We start from the raw sequence: 16403 nt of genomic DNA, 5'->3' as shown, positions 1-16403 counted from the left end.
GATATGAATGCCATAAGAACAATCTTTCATTCGGCTAACTTCTTATTGCCGCGGGTGCAGTGCTGCTCGTGGTTTATTTGGTTTTGATGCCGGACCGGAGCGTTCATTGTTGATTGTTGTCAATGTCAATGAATAACACACCATTTATCGGGAGGAATTTTTATTTTGAATAACACGATGGAGAAATACGGCTGGTCTGCAAAGTGGCAGGAGTTGTGGCAGCAGACGGGTATGGAAGAACAATTAAGAAAACCAGCAAGAATTATTGCGGATCATGGGCAATTGCTTCGCCTGATTACGGCTGAGGGAGAGTGCTGGGGGCGGATATCGGGACGGATGCGTCATGATAATGAAGAGACTGGCATTGTACCAGCCGTTGGGGATTGGGTGGCTGTTACAGGGCAAGCTGGAGAAGAAGCCATCATTCACAGCATTGTGCCACGTCAGAGCAGGGTATCCAGACAAGCCGCCGGTCCAGTGACCAAAGAACAATTGATTGCGGCGAATGTGGATACATTGCTGATTGTTGCCGCTCTTAATCATGATTTTAATCTGAGACGGCTCGAAAGATACATTATGATGGCCTGGAATGGTGGAGTGAGACCTGTCATCATTCTAAGCAAAAGTGATCTGAGCGAGAATGTGGAAGAACAAATTTCGCTGGTGGAAGGCATTGCTCCCGGGATTGAAGTGTTGGCAATATCGGCTGTTCAGGACCAGGGCAAATCTTTACTTGAAAAATTTCTGTCTCCAGGCACAACGGTCGCCTTGACGGGTTCTTCCGGTAGTGGCAAGTCTACCCTGGTCAACTGGATGATGGGCGAGAGTGTACAGCTCACGCAGGCCGTTCGTGAGGACGACAGCCGTGGACGACATACGACCACTCATCGGGAAATATTTGTACTGCCGCAGGGAGCGGTATTAATTGACACGCCAGGAATGCGTGAACTCAATCTGTGGGATGAAGGTCAGGATGGTTTGTCACATGCCTTTGGTGAAATTGAGCAGTTTGCAACGGAATGCAGGTTTCAGGATTGCACGCATACCCGGGAAGCCGGTTGCGCCGTGAAGGAGGCTATTCAGGAAGGTTCGTTGGATGAAAAAAGGCTGGGCAACTACTTGAAAATGCAAAAGGAACTGAAATTTCAGCAGCGTAAGGAAGAGGCCGCATCCAAACGACGGACCGCTTCAAGCAAACCCGTCAATTCCCGCAAACCGAAACATGTCCGCAGTACAAAAGACTGGGAAGAGGCCTGAGACCAGGTGGGCATCCCTCTATATCCTGCATAGGATAAGTCAGGAGGGATGTCATCATGCCAGATTACAGCATCATCGTAGACCTGTCGGATCATATGTTATATCTTTTGGATGGCTCACAGGTGGTTAAGGGCTATCCTGTCGCTATAGGCAAGGTGCTCACACAGACGCCTAACGGCGTGTTTACGATTATTAACAAACAAGAGAACCCTGGAGGACCATTTGGTGTTCTTTGGATGGGGTTGTCGGCGCCGCATTATGGGATTCATGGAACCAATGATCCTTCATCCATTGGCAAGTCCGTTTCTCATGGATGCATACGCATGTATAACTCGGATGTGCTGGACCTGTCTTCCAAAGTGTCAGTCGGCACACAAGTAACGATCCGGCCCTAGGGCCGGATTTATCTGATGAAGGGGATTGTAAAGTCACGGCTTGGCCGAGAGAAAGGGAGTAATAACATGCGAATCAGACCAGCGCGTGAAGGGGATGCAGAAGCCGTAGCCCATGTACATACAGAGAGTTGGAAGACGACATATCGAGGGATCGTGCCGGATGATTTTTTGGACAATCTGACTACGGAATCAAGGTTGTCCCAATGGGAACGAAATATCCGTTCTGGCGAAAAGGATCAGATTCTGGTGGTGGCTGAGCAGGAAGATGGGAAAATTGTCGGATTCGCCTGCGGTGGAAAGGAACGTGAAGGCAAATTGCCTTACGATGCTGAGTTGTATGCTATTTATTTGCTGAAAGAAGTGCAACAAACGGGTATTGGCAAGCAGCTGGCGAAACACGTCGTTCGTTATCTCCATTCCCTGGACATGAGGAACTTGCTGATCTGGGCACTGGAGCAAAATTCAGCCTGTCGTTTCTATGAAAAAATGGGCGGAATCCCTGTCCAAACACAGCAAATCAGGATTGGCGGTCAAGATCTGTTAGAGGTTGCTTATGGTTGGGAGGACTTGACTCTTTTTGGAGAAAAGACGATTCCCGGTAGTTAAATAAATGCAAATTTAGATTATGTGTTGGGCATTGAGGAGCATTTTCCCGTCAGAGGATGAAAGGATTCAGCTGTTCTTCACGTTTGCGCAATCCTTAACAAGGTTAATGAACTACTACACCGTTTTGTGGTGAGACATTCAATCTTGATTGGGAGGCGTTATTCAGATGACTTTAATGGAGACAGAACATACAACATGGATGAAACAATTTATTAATGGCGAATGGGTAGAAGGCTCCGGCGAGAAGATAGTTGAAAATAAAAATCCTTACACGGGAGAGGTCATCGCAACCTGGCGATCCTCGAACAAGGAAGATATAGATCGAGCATATGAGGTGGCTCAAAAGAGTTCGGTGGAATGGAAGAAATCCATGCCCGCCGTAAAAGAGGGTGTGCTCCGCAAAGTTTCGGCTTTAATGGTAGAGCGCAAAGAGGAAATTATAAAATTGCTGATTACGGAATCCGGGAGCACACGGATCAAGGCCGAGGCGGAGTTTGCTTCTGCGAAACGAATTGTGGATGAGGCTGCTTCGTTCCCTTATCGGATGAAGGGGGAGATTCTGCCCTCAAATACACCAGGGAAAGAAAATCGAGTTTTGCGTGAGCCCAAGGGAGTTATCGGCGTTATCGGCCCTTGGAATTTTCCTTTGCACCTGTGTCTGCGTTCCGTAGCTCCGGCTATTGCTTTGGGTAATGGAGTCGTTATTAAGCCTGCGTCCGATACGCCGATTACGGCTGGTTGGCTTATTGCTGATCTATTTGAGCAGGCTGGATTGCCTGAAGGTGTACTTAATGTAGTAGCTGGGAGCGGGAGTGAGATTGGAGATTATTTTGTAGCACATCCGGTACCCAAAGTAATTTCCTTTACAGGCTCCACAGAGGTGGGGCAGGGCATCGGCAAACTAGCGGGTGAGCATTTGAAAGAAACTGCGCTTGAACTTGGTGGCAACAATGCGATGGTTGTCCTGGAAGATGCGGATATTGAACGTGCTACAGAATCTGCGGTGTTCGGTAAATTCCTGCATCAGGGGCAGATCTGTATGGCACTTAATCGTATTATTGTGCATGCTGATATTTACGATAAGTTTGTGGAGTCCTTTGTCGCCAAAACGAAAAAAATTCAAGCTGGTGATCCTTCGGATTCCCAAACGCTGGTAGGTCCGCTCATTCGTGAGAAGGAAGTGGAGCGCCTGCTTGACTTGATTAAGGGAGCCAAGGCGGAAGGAGCAAGATTGCTGCTGGGTGGTACTAGCAAAGGCAGTGTGCTGGAGCCCACCGTACTCGCAGACGTGAAACCGGAGCAGCATATTGTACAACAGGAACTGTTTGGACCTGTCGCGGTATTAATGAAAGCGCAGGATGAGCAGGAGGCCGTGCGTTTGGCGAATGATACGCCTTATGGATTGAGCGGGTCCGTATTTACCGGAAATCTGGAGAGAGGGTCTCAAGTTGCCCAGCAGATTGAATCGGGCATGGTGCATGTAAATGATCAATCCGTGAACGATGAGGCGCATGTGATGTTTGGTGGTGAGAAATCATCGGGTATTGGTCGTTTCGGTGGCGATTGGGCGATTGAGAAGTTCACACGGACTCGCTGGATCAGCATTCAGCATCAGTATCGGGAATATCCGGGAATTCAATAATTCGACAGTGAACATGGATTAGAAAACGTTCTATTTTATAATCAGCTAGGGTTCGAGAAAGAGTGACAAAGATTGCGCAGAGTCCGCCACATACTTGATGAGGCGGACTTTTGCATCTTTTTACACGTTTGAAAAACAGGCGAGGAAATGGTGTGAATAAGCTGTTTGGTATACCTGTAATCTGGTTATTTATGGATACACGGGCAGAACAGATCCGTAAATCCAATAGGTAAAGGGGCCTGAACTTCATGTCCATTGACCGTTTCATTCTGAGAAAGCTGAATACTTGTCAGGAAGAAAATACGCGTGATAATCTGGTACGGTTGTTTGTCATTCGAATCCAAAAGGCCGAGATGGAAGAAGAACATGAAAATGCTTATGTCGTCAGCCGATTGCATTAGAAATAGATAAAAAAGATGTGGTACACAAAAAAAGGAAGCTTGTCCTTAGCGGCAAGCTTCCTTTTCCTTATGTTCGCGAATGAATGAATTCGCAGTTTCCATGTTGAATTAAACAACTGACTCATCTTAATAAAGCGATAAGGCGAGGGAGTCATTTTCGCTACGGCTGTGAAGAATGGCTTCACCACCGACAATCTCAATACTAATCAATGATTGCAGACATTTCTGTAAAGCACGTTTACCATTGCTAATCTTGTTCTCAAGTGCACTGCTAAGCAATCGTAGTGTCTTTTGTACAGGTTGTTTGTTTTCTTGATTGAAATATACAGGGATTGATTTGTTTTGAAAAGTTATTAGTGTTCTCACTAGAAATCACCTCACGAGAGTTATTTCTTACTGGTTATATTAAATTCCAATGCTTAAAATTACCTTAAAATCAGCTTATGAAAACATAAAGGTGAGCAATGTTTGAAAAGTGTTCACAATTCAATTGTGGGCGAAGCATTAAAAAGTCCCGAAAAATCAATTCACAGCTCCCATTTATATGGAAGAAACACGCATGGTTTCGCATCCTTGCAATAATTAACGTGACTACTGCCTCGAAAGTTCTGAGTCGAATGGACGATATTTTAATATATACGTGGGTCATATGTAACAAAATTACAGGTTGCACATTGCAAACAGGGTGTTTATGTAAGAAAATAGGGATGGAATAGCGTTTCATCTGCATTATTTTGATTTAATTTGACACTAGGACAATTTACATATGAGACCATGGGAGGGATTATTTTGATTCTTACCGTGTATTCCGGCCGGGAGGAAGGCGAGTGGTTCGACATCGAGGTCCCGGATGAATGTACTATTGAACATCTGAAGACATTGCTGGGGGTCCGTATTTTCGGTCAGGCACCGGGAGAGGGCATTCAGTACATCCTTGAAGCCAAATTTCCGGAAGGGTTGTGGTTCTCGCCACAGAACACACAACAGTTAATGGAAACAGGGCTGCGTCAAGGAAGTTGTGTACGGGTCCAGCGGGCGTTTTCCACCACTTCTGAAGAAGCGCCGGTGTATGGAAGACGTTCATTGTTTCAGCAGGACAGCAACGAATGAACAATCTGAACGTATATATTGTTTACGGCAATGAAATATAAGGAGGTCTTCTCTTCGTGAATGTGTTATATCAGCGTTCTCCAAGAATGACACCGGTTCTCAAGGAAGAAAGGCTGGAAATTCTAAGGCCTCCTGCAGAACCAAACAAACCTACATTTTCAATGATTTCTATTATTGTACCGATCATGATGACGATGGTCAGCATCGGTTTCTACGTATATATCAATATGAGCGGCAAAATGAACAATAGCAATTATATGATGTTTCAGATGATGACGGTTATGATGATGCTTACTTCATACACGATTCCGTTTTTTGTATATCTGAGCAACAAGAAGTCCTATCGCAAAAAGTTGGAAGAGCGTACTACCATGTATCGTGCACAACTGGAGAAACATCGTGAAGAGCTGAAGGAAGCTCAAGCGGAGCAAGTGAAGAGTCTGTATGAAATTCATGGGGATCCCAATGTATGTCTTCAGTTGGTGAAGAATCGAAACAGTTCGTTATGGGAACGTTCTCCGGAAGATGATGACTTCTTGCAGGTGCGAATCGGCACAGGCGAAAATCCGTTTCGAATCAAACTTCAGGTTCCTCGTGTGGACGGTTATGAAAAGGATGAGTTAATTGAAGCGGCTCATGAATTGGCAGCTGAGTTCGAGACGGTGTCCGAAGCATCGATTACACTGCCCTTATTTCAGTCGAAAGTGATGGGGTTGGTCGGCAATCGTGAGGAAGTACTCGCTTCATTGCGCGTAATTATTTCACAACTGACGGTCCGTCATTCACCGGATGAATTAAAGATTGCTGCCTTTTATGAAGAAAAGGAATCCAAGGAATGGGATTGGCTGCGCTGGTTGCCCCACATTTGGGATGAAGATCAGGGACAACGCTATATGGCCGACAGGCACAGCGGTGCGCATCAATTGGCGGACAGCTTGTTTTCCGTGTTGAACCGACGGCGCAATAATAAGGAAGATCGCTACAAGAAAACCGTGCAAACTCCTTGTTATGTGGTGGTTCTCTCGGATACGCAATTAATAGAAGAAGAGCCGCTGCTTCCCCTGCTGCTGGAATCAGCTCAGGAGATCGATGTATGTACCATCATATTGGCAAACCGTAAGGAATCGCTACCCATGCATTGTCAGTTAATTATGGAGGCTTCCAAAGGCAAGGGGCTTTATATCAAAAAAACCGAGGATGCTGACGTGATCAGGCAAACATACACGCCAGATGTGATTTCCAGAGAGTCCGCAGAGGCGCTCTCGCGTTATATGTCACCGATTCGTCTGAAACGTTCATCCGCTTCGGATATACCTCAGGTGCTTCCGTTGTTCGACATGTTAAGCACATCACGAGTAGAGGATCTGGATGTGGTCACACGCTGGAGCCAGACACGATATCCGGACACACTTCCCGTACCTATGGGTGTGCGAGCTGGCGGCAAGAAAATTGCGATTAACTTACATGATAAAATCGAACGTCAGGGGCACGGCCCTCATGGTCTGATCGCAGGGACAACGGGTTCGGGCAAAAGTGAAGTCATCCAGTCAATTGTGGCTTCTCTGGCTGCCGAGTTCCATCCACATGATCTGGCTTTTATGTTGATTGACTATAAGGGCGGAGGCATGTCGAATACATTTGTGGGCTTGCCTCACGTTGTCGGCACGATCACCAATCTGGATGGGAATTTGATTGAACGAGCCAATATCTCACTGCGGGCCGAACTGGTCAGAAGGCAAAAAATATTAAATGATGCTGGAAATCTCCAGCACATTGATGAGTATTACAAAATTCTGCGTTCCAGACATGAACAGCCGTTGCCGCACTTAGTTATCATCATTGATGAGTTTGCGCAATTGAAGCGGGATCAGCCGGAGTTCATGGATGAATTAATCAGCATAGCGGCCATCGGTCGGACACTGGGTGTACATCTTATATTGGCAACTCAGAAGCCTGCAGGTGTGGTCGATGATAAAATCTGGAGCAATTCGCGTTTCCGTATCTGTCTTCGCGTTCAAAGCGAGGGGGATAGTCGGGATATGATCAAAATTCCGAATGCGGCCTGGATCACCAAGCCGGGTCGTGGATATTTCCAGGTAGGCAGTGATGAAGTGTTTGAGGAAATGCAATTCGCATGGAGCGGTGCGCCGTATAATCAGCAGGAAGATACAACGACGGTACTGCCTGTTATGGAAGTTCGTTTGAATGGGAAACGGGAACCACTATTGACTGGAGAGCGCAGGGCTGTGCTCAAAGGGGAGGATGCGCCCAAGCAGCTTCAGGTATTTATTGATTATGTGGCAGAAGCGGCAGCAGAGGCGGGGATCACCCGATTACCTGGGCCCTGGTTGCCACCCTTGCCTGAGACACTGGAATGGGAAAGCCTCAATGACTGGCAGGAAGAAGAGAATCGTGAAGTATTGCTTGACGGCGGTGCCGCTGGCCTGAAACCTATAGTTGGCCTGCTGGATGATCTGCCTAATCAACGACAGCAGCCGCTCGCACTTCCGGTGGATCAGGGACATCTGGTTGTATACGGTATGCCTGGTCTGGGGAAAACGACGTTTGTACAAACCTTGTTGATGTCACTGGCCCGTTCTAAACGGACTGAACCTTGGCATGGCTATATTATTGATATGGGGCGGATGATGAAGGATTTCGCAGGTTTGCCTCAGATCGGTGCGGTAATGATGTCTGAAGAGGAAGATCGGATCAAGCGGTTATTCCGATATATCCTGAAACTGTCAGCACAACGCAAGGACATGATCTCGGAAGCCGGGGTTAAGACAATATCAGCCTATCGTCGTACAGCCCATGCAGCCGTGCCGCAGATTGTAGTTGTTATCGATGGTTATCTTTCTTTCCGAAATGCATATCCCGAGGAGAATGAGCTTCTGGAAACGATTCTTCGTGAAGGCGGCAGTCTGGGAATCACATTTATCCTCACGGCCAACCGTGTTACGGATGTATTTGAGAAATTCAGAAGCAATATTCCCAATGCGGTTTCGTTTGAATTATCTGATCCAAGCGACTATTATTACGCAGTGGGTCGGCCGTCCAAGGCGCCTAGCCAGCTTCCACCTGGAAGAGGACTGGTCAAAGGACAGGTTCCTCCATTGATGTTCCAGGCGGCTTTGCCGTCATCCGGCGCAGATGAAGGCAAGCGTTCTTCCGCTCTACGCCACATGATTGCAGAGATCAGAGAAAGCTGGAACGGAGAAGAAGCGCCGCAGATTGCGCCGCTCCCGGAAGAGGTAAAGCTCAAAGATGTGCTTATCCGTACAGGAACCTTCGGGCAAGTCGGAGACGTATCATCCTTAACAGTACCCGTAGGTTTGCTGACTGATGATCTGGAACCCTTCCAGCTGAATTTGCGTGAAGGGCCACATTTCATGGTTACGAGTCCGATGGAAGGTGGCAAAACAACATTTTTGCTGACCTGGATGTTATCACTTGCCTATCATGCGTCTCCTGAAGACGTGCAAATATACACGGTAGATATGCGATATGGTTCCGGAGGACTGGGGGAAATCAGCAGTTTGCCCCATGTCCGCGGACATGTATCCCGTGAAGAACAGCTTGCACCTGTGATCCAACAGTTGTACGATGAAGTTCTAAAAAGAGGCGAGTTAACCGGTGGACCGGAGATCGTTCTTGTTATTGACGATGCGGATACGTTATCCAAGCAATTAAATGATTTTAATGTGAAGGATCAATTGGGAGCGATCGTTCGTCAAGGCAGGGATCGAGGCATACATGTGATTCTGTCAGGAGTTCCGGCAGACTTTCCAACCTTTGGTTCTGACTGGGTGAACGATGTGAAGGCTTCCCAGAGCGGATTGTTGTTCGGGACTTTAGACCCTAATGATCTCTCGTTCTTCCGTATTCCTTATTCGGAATCCGGTGGGAGTTCAACTGGGCTGAAGGTACTGCCTCCGGGTCAAGGTTATTATGTTAAACGTAAATATTCCAGGGTTAAAGGTGCAATTCCATGTGATGGCACCTGGAAAATGACTGATTGGATTTCTGAAATTCGTGACCGATGGCATGTTGTAGTTTGAGGGGAGGTGGCTCATAATGTTGACGGTTCATGATTCCAAGCAAAAGGTAGTCACTTTGCAAATAAAAGAGCTTTTTTTCCTGGCCGGGATTCTCGGTTCAGACCGATTGCTTGGCGTGGAAGATCCGTTCCGCGGATATATGGCGGAAGACATTGCTTTGGAGTGGGAACGTGTAAAAACATCCCTGCTTGACAAAGGATATCTGATTCAGGATCAGGACAGCAATGAGCTGATCATGACACCGACCGTTTTCTCCAGGGTAGCCATTGCGGGACTGTCCGACAGGGCTTGCTGGATTCGCTACACGCACAGCGGCAAGTCGTATGAAAGTTATGTGCACTGCACGGATGAACGGGTCGTTGAAGTATCCCGTGTTGCAGACGAACCGGATTCGTTCCGGCTGAGTGATTTGGGGAATGTTCGTGAAGCGATTGATTTTCTGATTCAAAGAATGAATTGGAGTGGTCATTCTCCGGCGGAAAAGCCGGCTCTGATGTGCTCCAAGAAAAAATTCTATGATGTGATGAATGATCTGAAGAACAAAGAATTACAGGCAGTGGCTGATGAGTTGGTACAAGAGACGAGCGATCCCGAGGGGTCACTTGCGCTTGCGCGCTGTCTGGTGAACAAGGAATCAGAAGGGGAACTGCGGTTGCTTGTATGGAACGGAGAAGGATGGAAATCACAGTCTGCGGCTTTCGCAGCAAGTACGGTATCCAACTGGCTGTTTCGCATGAGTACTGCGGCTTCGGATGATTGGCTTGTTGCAGCACTGACGACGAGAGAACAGTTTCACGAGATGCTGCTGGACTGGCTTAAACAGCCTGCAGGGGAAGAGGAAAGGTGATGGTAAATGCGCATTCGTGTGGAACCGGATGTGCTTCGGGCACTGAGCAGGCAGATTCAGTATGCGGCGGAGCAAATACAACAAAAGATGACAGTATTGGATCAGGCCATTCATTCGTTGGAGTGGGATCTTGAAGCCCGCGCCGCGATCATGAATGAATGGAATCACAGCAAGCGACTCTGCGAAGCAGCAGTACGTCGTTTTATGGACTTGAGCGTACAGCTGGGACGCAAGGCCTTGTTATTCCAGCAGGTGGACATGGAGTATCGTACAGTGTTGAGTCATGTGAACACAGCCTATGGCAATGCGGTCAATATGTTGAATGTTCTTCAGACGGAGCGTGCAGGAGAGATTATGCCTGCGCATTCGGCAACTGCTGCTGTTGTATCCGATCCATTTTCCGCAGTAGCGGCAGTGTACCGTGTACAGGATGCCGCACCGCCTGATGGCTCGCCAGCGACCCTGATTCAGGCCATGCAGCCTGAACCTGTGGCATGGAGATTCACAGATCCCTCCTTTCGTGGGAGAAGGGGAACCGAACCTGTGGTTTCCTGACTTCACGGGGTACAAGGCTGAATAAGCAAGACAGCAGAAAGTGAATTTTTTTATAAATAGGCTGTTAGGGGAAGTTTCGAATGCCAAAAATGGGGTAAATAGGATTAGGTCCTTCGGCTTTTGTCCGATTGATCCTTGTATAGTACAATTTGAACAAGCGAATTTAATTGCACAAACCAAGGAGGAATTTACAAATGGCAGGACGTATTTTAGTTACCCCAGAACAGCTTGATCAGGTTTCCAACCAATTTAAACAAAGCGGTGAGCAAAGTCAGCAAATCGTATCTACATTGACTCAATCCATCACAAGCATGGAAGGACAATGGGAAGGTATGACGAAACAACGCTTCTTCCAGGAATTCCAGGAAGCCAGCAAACAAATGCAATCTTTCGTTCAGACGCTGAATAGCATCAGCGCGGAACTGACGGCTATTGCCAACAAATTCCGTACGGCTGACCAAGCTCGCTAATCTGCGATACATAGTTCGGGCAGGTTCCATTTCCGAATTTGCCCAGAATCATATGCGGGAAGCAAGCTGAGAATGTACAACTACAGCAAAAACCGGGCGTTTTCACAACACCCGGTTTTTGTTGCACTATGACAGAATGACAGAGAGAGGGATGAGCATGTCTTTTCAACCAAATCCCGGGGATGAAGTGGTGATTAACGACATTGCCTATATCATTGGGCAGCATCCGGCTGCACCTGGTCTGGCTTACGCCCAAGCTGGAAGGCAGGGTATCGTCTATCAGTTGTTACCCCGTAACGGTTCCATAAGTGGGGCCAAAGCACTAAAAGTATTTTTTCCTAAATTCCGTATCCCGGCTATGGTGTATCAGTCTGAGCATATGGAGTCTTATAGTGAACTGCCAGGTTTGCAGGTATGCAAGCGTGATGTGCTCACTCCGGAAAGAAACGGAGCGCTCATTGGAGAACATCCTGATCTGTTGTATGCGGTATTGATGCCGTGGGTGCATGGTCTGACCTGGTTCGATGTAATCAGCGATCAAAAGCAGCTGACAGCAGAGGAAAGTCTGAAGCTGGCGAGAGCTCTGGCTGGGACCGGTTCGGCCATGGAACAGCGTGGGCTGGCTCATTGTGATTTGTCCGCACCCAATGTGATGATTCCGTTTTTTTCCGAAGTGGAGAACCTGAGTGGGGTTTCAGCAGTTGAACTGGTAGACGTTGAGCAGATGTACGGTTCCAGAATGGATCGTCCAGATGCTTTGCTCGCCGGTTCACCGGGGTATGCGGCCCATCGGACAGTGCATAGCGGTTTGTGGAGTGCGTATGCCGATCGTTTTGCCGGAGCAGTTATCATTGCTGAGATGTTAAGTTGGTCTGATGCAGCGATTGTGGAAAAAGCATGGGGAGAAAGTTATTTTGACCAGCACGAAATGCAGACGGTAAATGAACGTTATTATGCCATGAGAGAATCGCTCCAGAAGCGCTGGGGGTCCAAGGTGTCAGACCTGTTTATTCGTGCCTGGGAGAGTCATGATCTCAGCAGCTGCCCTACGTTTGGCGAATGGTTTGTGGCGCTGGCTGCTGTGGATATCCATCTGGCAGGCGCAGCATCTGTTGAAGAATCTGAAGTTAAGGTTTCAGACCAGACAAATGCAGTCGAGACGAACCCGATTAAATGGACAGGAGCAGCAAGCGGTATATCGGATAAACAGGGAAATACGGATCAGAACGTGCCCGCCGCGGAACCCTCACCTGGTCAGGAAGCGGTAGTAAATCGTCTCTTCCTTCAGGCGAGAGCATTGGAGGATGAAGGCAAACCGGCTGCGGCGCTCGAAGTGTATCGTTCACTACATCATTTCATTCCGGATAACAGTGCGATGCAGATGGAAGTTGAGGCTGCGATTCAAGAGCTGGACGCGAAGCTAAATCCCAAGCATGATGATGCAGCTCAGCCAGCCAAGATACCTTTTTACCGATCCAAAAAGTTTATGATTTCTTCGGCGGTGCTGATTGTTCTGCTAGCTGGAACCGTACCAACGGTTAAAATATTGGCCGATCAGGCTGAGGTTAAACAAAAGGAGCAGGAGGCGGCTGCCAAGCAGGCCGAACAAAAGGCTGCGGAAGAGGCCGAAGCTGCGAGGCTGACTGCTCTGAAGCAGCAGGAAGAAGAAAAGAAACAAAAAGCGGCAGATGCGGCGAAACTGGATGCAGAGGAAAAGAAAAAGCTGGCTGAAGCGGAGAAAAAGCAGGCAGAGGCCAAGAAGAAAGAAGAAGAGCGTAAAGCGCTTCAGGCCAAGTATGATAAGCAAGCGAAATATGAGGCTTATCTGGCCAAGCAGAAACAACAGAAGCTTGAAGCAGCCAAGAAGGCTGAACAGGAAAAGTACGACAAACAGGCGAAATATGAGGCTTATCTAGTCTGGAAAAAAGAAAATGACGCCAAAATTGCGAAGCAGGAAGCGGAGCGTAAGGCAGCAGCCGAGGCTCAGCGCAAACAGGAGGCGGCTCAGAAAGCTGCGCTCAAGAAAAAACGTGCCCAGAATGTCGTCACACTGATTGCCCATTACAATAAAGCGTATAATGCGCAAAAAGGCAGAAAAATTGAGAATGCCGAATCCTACGCGCGTGATTTCAAAAATCTGTACAACACCGATGCTACCTATTTCAAAGGTGTAGGTAAAGTAGCAGCACGAATGAATGCAATCAATAAATTCCTAAGCAATACGGATTATACATTACCCAACTTGTAAAATAACGTGAACGACGGAGGTGACACATCTCAGATGAACTATACTATTCAAGCATCCCAGCGCACACCCGCACTGATTATCTATCTAATTGATATTAGCGCCTCCATGAACATGGTTCTGGACAACCGTCGGCGGATTGATGTCGTCTATGATGCCTTATCTCTGGCTATTCGCCAAATGGTGTTTCGTTCGACCAAGGGCAACCGACTGACACCCCGTTACAGGATCGCTATTCTGGCATACAGCGACGATGTGTACGATCTGTTGAACGGGATAAAGGGAATCGACGAAATCGCTGCTGTAGGTTCCTTACCCGACTTAACGCCGAAAAGATTCTCGGATTCAGCGAAAGCTTTCTTGCAGGCCGAGAAAATTCTGCAGGCTGAAATTCCAAATATGCAGGATTGTCCTGCACCGCTTGTCTGTCATATGACCGATGGGGTAGCTACAGGCGAAGATCCGGAGCCCATTGCCAAAAGAATCATGGGTATGAGCGTGCCTGATGGCAATGTACTCGTCGAGAATATTTTTATATCCGATCATCTGCTGGAGGGCCCCATTCCGGAGCCGCGAAGATGGAAGGGAATATCCCAGGAGACGGTTCTTCAGGATGAACACGGGGAAAAGCTGCGCAATATGTCCTCGGTTCTGCCGGAAAGTTATCGTGAAATGCTGGTTGAGGCGGATTATTTGCTTTCACCTGGTGCACTGATGATGCTTCCTGGTACTTGTGCAGAACTGGTATCCATCGGGTTTCAGATGTCCGCTGCTACGCCTGTGAGATAGGAGGGGAATCATGAGATCGATGCGTTTGGCAACATTGTCTGCTGGAGATAAGGGGAGCCGTGCGGACCACTATCAGGGCAACTTCCGGTATGTGAGTGTCCAGACGGGGGAACAGCCGTTGACCCGTTATCAAGGTACATTCAAGTGCAGGTACGGTTATGGAAGAGCGGCGGAGACCGTTAATCAGGGAGACACCGGACAGGATTTTGCTGCTGTTCGCATGAATGGTAATGTATGTACTTTCGTATTATGTGATGGGGTAGGCATGAGTTACCTTGGGGATTTTGCCGCACGCTTTCTGGGGAACGCCTTGCTGGAATGGCTGGAAACGACTCAGCATCCTTCTTTGGATGTTATGGAGCGTCTGCTTCATGATTTGACCAGTCCGGCATCCGAACAGCTGGAGAAGTTGCAGCCTCTGGAAAATTCGCCTGTACTGCTGCGGGAAGTGCTGATGGAGAAGCGGAGCAAGGGAAGTCAAGCCATGTATGTGTGTGGACGCATCGAGCTCTCTGCGGGCAATCGAAAAAGCAAGGTGTGGCTAGCCTGGCAGGGGGACTCCCGTATCCGTCTTTGGCGTAACGGTCAGGAGCAATCGGCAGCATTTCAGGTGAACTGCCGTACGAATGAACGTTGGTCTACACTCGAGGGTCCGGTTGGTGGCAAACCGCATATCTATGAGGCTAAACTGTCTGCCAATGAATTAGTTCGTCTTCAACTGTACACGGATGGCCTGAATGACCTGGATGCTATTCATGCTTATATACCGGATGAGCACATCCAGGTACTCCTCGATGCCAGACATACAGGTGGGCTTGAGGATGATGCCGCTTTCATTGAGCTGGAATGGTAAGGTCGGGTGAAGCATTACGTGATGATCTGATCATGATGCTAAAAATGGTGAGCCTCAACTGCGAAAAAAACTTGTCCGTATTGATTTAAAAGACACTCTTTTTGGGTAATCTTGTGAAGAATCTACTTACAGATATTGCATGAACGTACATTCTTACATAATTACTGAGCGAGAAGGAGTGGAATGGATAATGACACAACATAACGGCAAACCAAGATTCGAAGGCAAAGTCGCCATTATTACAGGTGCTGGTTCGGGGATTGGCAAAGCGGCAGCACTCAAACTGGCGAGTGAGGGAGCACGTGTTGCACTGCTCGATCTGGTTAATGATCGGATTTCGGAGACGGAAGCCGAAATTAATAAGCTGCGTGAAGGTGCGGCAAGAGCATTCGATGTAGATATTTCCGATCCTGCCCGGGTGGAAAAAGCAGTTCTGGAGACCATCGAATTATTCGGCGGTCTGGATATCGTTTTTGCCAACGCTGGTATTAATGGTGTATCGGCACCGATTGAAGAAATTCAGGTTGAGGATTGGCAGCAGATTATTACGACGAATCTGAACGGGACTTTTTTTACGATCAAGTATGCACTGCCTCATATGAAGAAACGTGGTGGCGGCAGTATCATTATCACGAGCTCCATTAATGGTAATCAGCGCTTCTCTAGCTTCGGCATGTCGGCGTACAGTACATCTAAGGCGGGGCAGGTTGCTTTTGCTAAGATGGCTGCGCTGGAATTGGCGAAGTTCAAGATTCGTGTCAATGTCATCTGTCCTGGAGCCATTGCAACGAATATTGACCAAAGTACGGTCAAAACGGATGAGTTGGATCAAATCGTCATTCCGATGGAATTCCCGGAAGGCCAGCAACCGCTTGCGGACGGACCGGGTCAGCCAGAGCATGTCGCTGATTTGGTAGCTTTCCTGGCTTCTGCGGAGTCCAGACACATTACAGGTGCGGAAATTGTCATTGACGGTGCAGAATCTCTGCTGAGCTAAATGAGCATTTTGTATCCATCCATAGAGCGACTTTCAATCAGCGTCGTGAGCAAGTTAAATGGAAGTATGTAAAATGTTGAAATGGATGTATCTATGAAGTCGTTCCTCTGGAACGGCTTTTTTTGTTATAATGCTAACATTCGCATAGACACGTGGAACATTAATTAGGAGAGAT

15 protein-coding genes are annotated in these 16403 nt (G+C 47.8%); 14 read left to right on the top strand and 1 reads right to left on the bottom strand.

The genetic code is table 11. From position 1 onward, the window contains the following. Positions 1-165: 165 nt before the first annotated feature. The 5 genes from rsgA to G3352_RS30945 all read left to right on the top strand — a co-directional run bounded on the left by rsgA (position 166) and on the right by G3352_RS30945 (position 4301). Positions 166-1257, top strand: a complete 1092-nt coding sequence (gene rsgA / locus G3352_RS24375; protein ID WP_240343205.1) for a ribosome small subunit-dependent GTPase A — start codon at positions 166-168, stop codon at positions 1255-1257. 56 nt (positions 1258-1313) lie between these two features. Beyond that, a complete protein-coding gene (locus G3352_RS24370) occupies positions 1314-1652 on the top strand; it encodes a L,D-transpeptidase (protein ID WP_076289569.1) in 339 nt (112 codons plus the stop codon). A 66-nt stretch (positions 1653-1718) separates the two neighbouring features. Next, the gene (locus G3352_RS24365) at positions 1719-2258 is read left to right on the top strand and encodes a GNAT family N-acetyltransferase (RefSeq protein ID WP_163760828.1); all 540 of its coding nucleotides are present in this window, start codon (positions 1719-1721) and stop codon (positions 2256-2258) included. A gap of 166 nt (positions 2259-2424) precedes the next feature. Continuing rightward, positions 2425-3900, top strand: a complete 1476-nt coding sequence (locus tag G3352_RS24360) for an aldehyde dehydrogenase family protein (RefSeq protein WP_163760826.1) — start codon at positions 2425-2427, stop codon at positions 3898-3900. A 248-nt stretch (positions 3901-4148) separates the two neighbouring features. Beyond that, entirely contained in the window at positions 4149-4301 is a 153-nt protein-coding gene (locus G3352_RS30945) for a hypothetical protein (RefSeq protein ID WP_170867771.1), read from the top strand. Between the two features lie 126 nt (positions 4302-4427). On the opposite strand, the gene G3352_RS31285 is transcribed toward G3352_RS30945, so the two are convergent. After that, complete coding sequence (locus G3352_RS31285; protein ID WP_063566326.1) at positions 4428-4667, bottom strand: hypothetical protein; 240 nt, start codon at positions 4665-4667, stop codon at positions 4428-4430. A 423-nt stretch (positions 4668-5090) separates the two neighbouring features. Here G3352_RS31285 and G3352_RS24350 point away from each other — a divergent pair, with 423 nt between their 5' ends. The 9 genes from G3352_RS24350 (at position 5091) to G3352_RS24310 (ending at position 16228) form a co-directional block, all read left to right on the top strand. Beyond that, positions 5091-5411 carry a hypothetical protein gene (locus tag G3352_RS24350; protein ID WP_053783884.1) on the top strand — a complete coding sequence of 107 codons (321 nt, stop codon included), beginning with the start codon at positions 5091-5093 and terminating at the stop codon, positions 5409-5411. A 56-nt stretch (positions 5412-5467) separates the two neighbouring features. Continuing rightward, positions 5468-9472, top strand: a complete 4005-nt coding sequence (gene essC / locus G3352_RS24345; protein ID WP_163760824.1) for a type VII secretion protein EssC — start codon at positions 5468-5470, stop codon at positions 9470-9472. 16 nt (positions 9473-9488) lie between these two features. Continuing rightward, positions 9489-10319: a hypothetical protein gene (locus tag G3352_RS24340; protein ID WP_109999890.1), complete on the top strand. Its 831-nt coding sequence runs from the start codon at positions 9489-9491 to the stop codon at positions 10317-10319. Positions 10320-10325: 6 nt separating this feature from the next. Continuing rightward, positions 10326-10874 (top strand): WXG100 family type VII secretion target, encoded by a 549-nt coding sequence (locus G3352_RS24335; protein ID WP_063566322.1) that lies wholly within the window; start codon positions 10326-10328, stop codon positions 10872-10874. 194 nt (positions 10875-11068) lie between these two features. Continuing rightward, on the top strand, positions 11069-11344 hold the full coding sequence (locus G3352_RS24330) for a WXG100 family type VII secretion target (RefSeq protein WP_017689071.1): 276 nt from the start codon (positions 11069-11071) through the stop codon (positions 11342-11344). Between the two features lie 157 nt (positions 11345-11501). Beyond that, positions 11502-13592: a protein kinase family protein gene (locus G3352_RS24325; protein WP_163760823.1), complete on the top strand. Its 2091-nt coding sequence runs from the start codon at positions 11502-11504 to the stop codon at positions 13590-13592. Between the two features lie 33 nt (positions 13593-13625). Then, positions 13626-14378 carry a vWA domain-containing protein gene (locus tag G3352_RS24320; RefSeq protein ID WP_064639011.1) on the top strand — a complete coding sequence of 251 codons (753 nt, stop codon included), beginning with the start codon at positions 13626-13628 and terminating at the stop codon, positions 14376-14378. A gap of 10 nt (positions 14379-14388) precedes the next feature. Continuing rightward, positions 14389-15231 (top strand): protein phosphatase 2C domain-containing protein, encoded by an 843-nt coding sequence (locus tag G3352_RS24315; protein ID WP_163760821.1) that lies wholly within the window; start codon positions 14389-14391, stop codon positions 15229-15231. A 190-nt stretch (positions 15232-15421) separates the two neighbouring features. After that, positions 15422-16228, top strand: a complete 807-nt coding sequence (locus tag G3352_RS24310) for an SDR family oxidoreductase (protein ID WP_163760819.1) — start codon at positions 15422-15424, stop codon at positions 16226-16228. The last annotated feature ends 175 nt before the right edge of the window (positions 16229-16403 follow it).

This window comes from Paenibacillus sp. ALJ109b (genome assembly GCF_010747435.1).
In the GTDB taxonomy this organism is placed as follows: Bacteria; Bacillota; Bacilli; order Paenibacillales; family Paenibacillaceae; genus Paenibacillus; species Paenibacillus taichungensis.
This window is presented reverse-complemented; position numbering and strand designations above follow the sequence as displayed.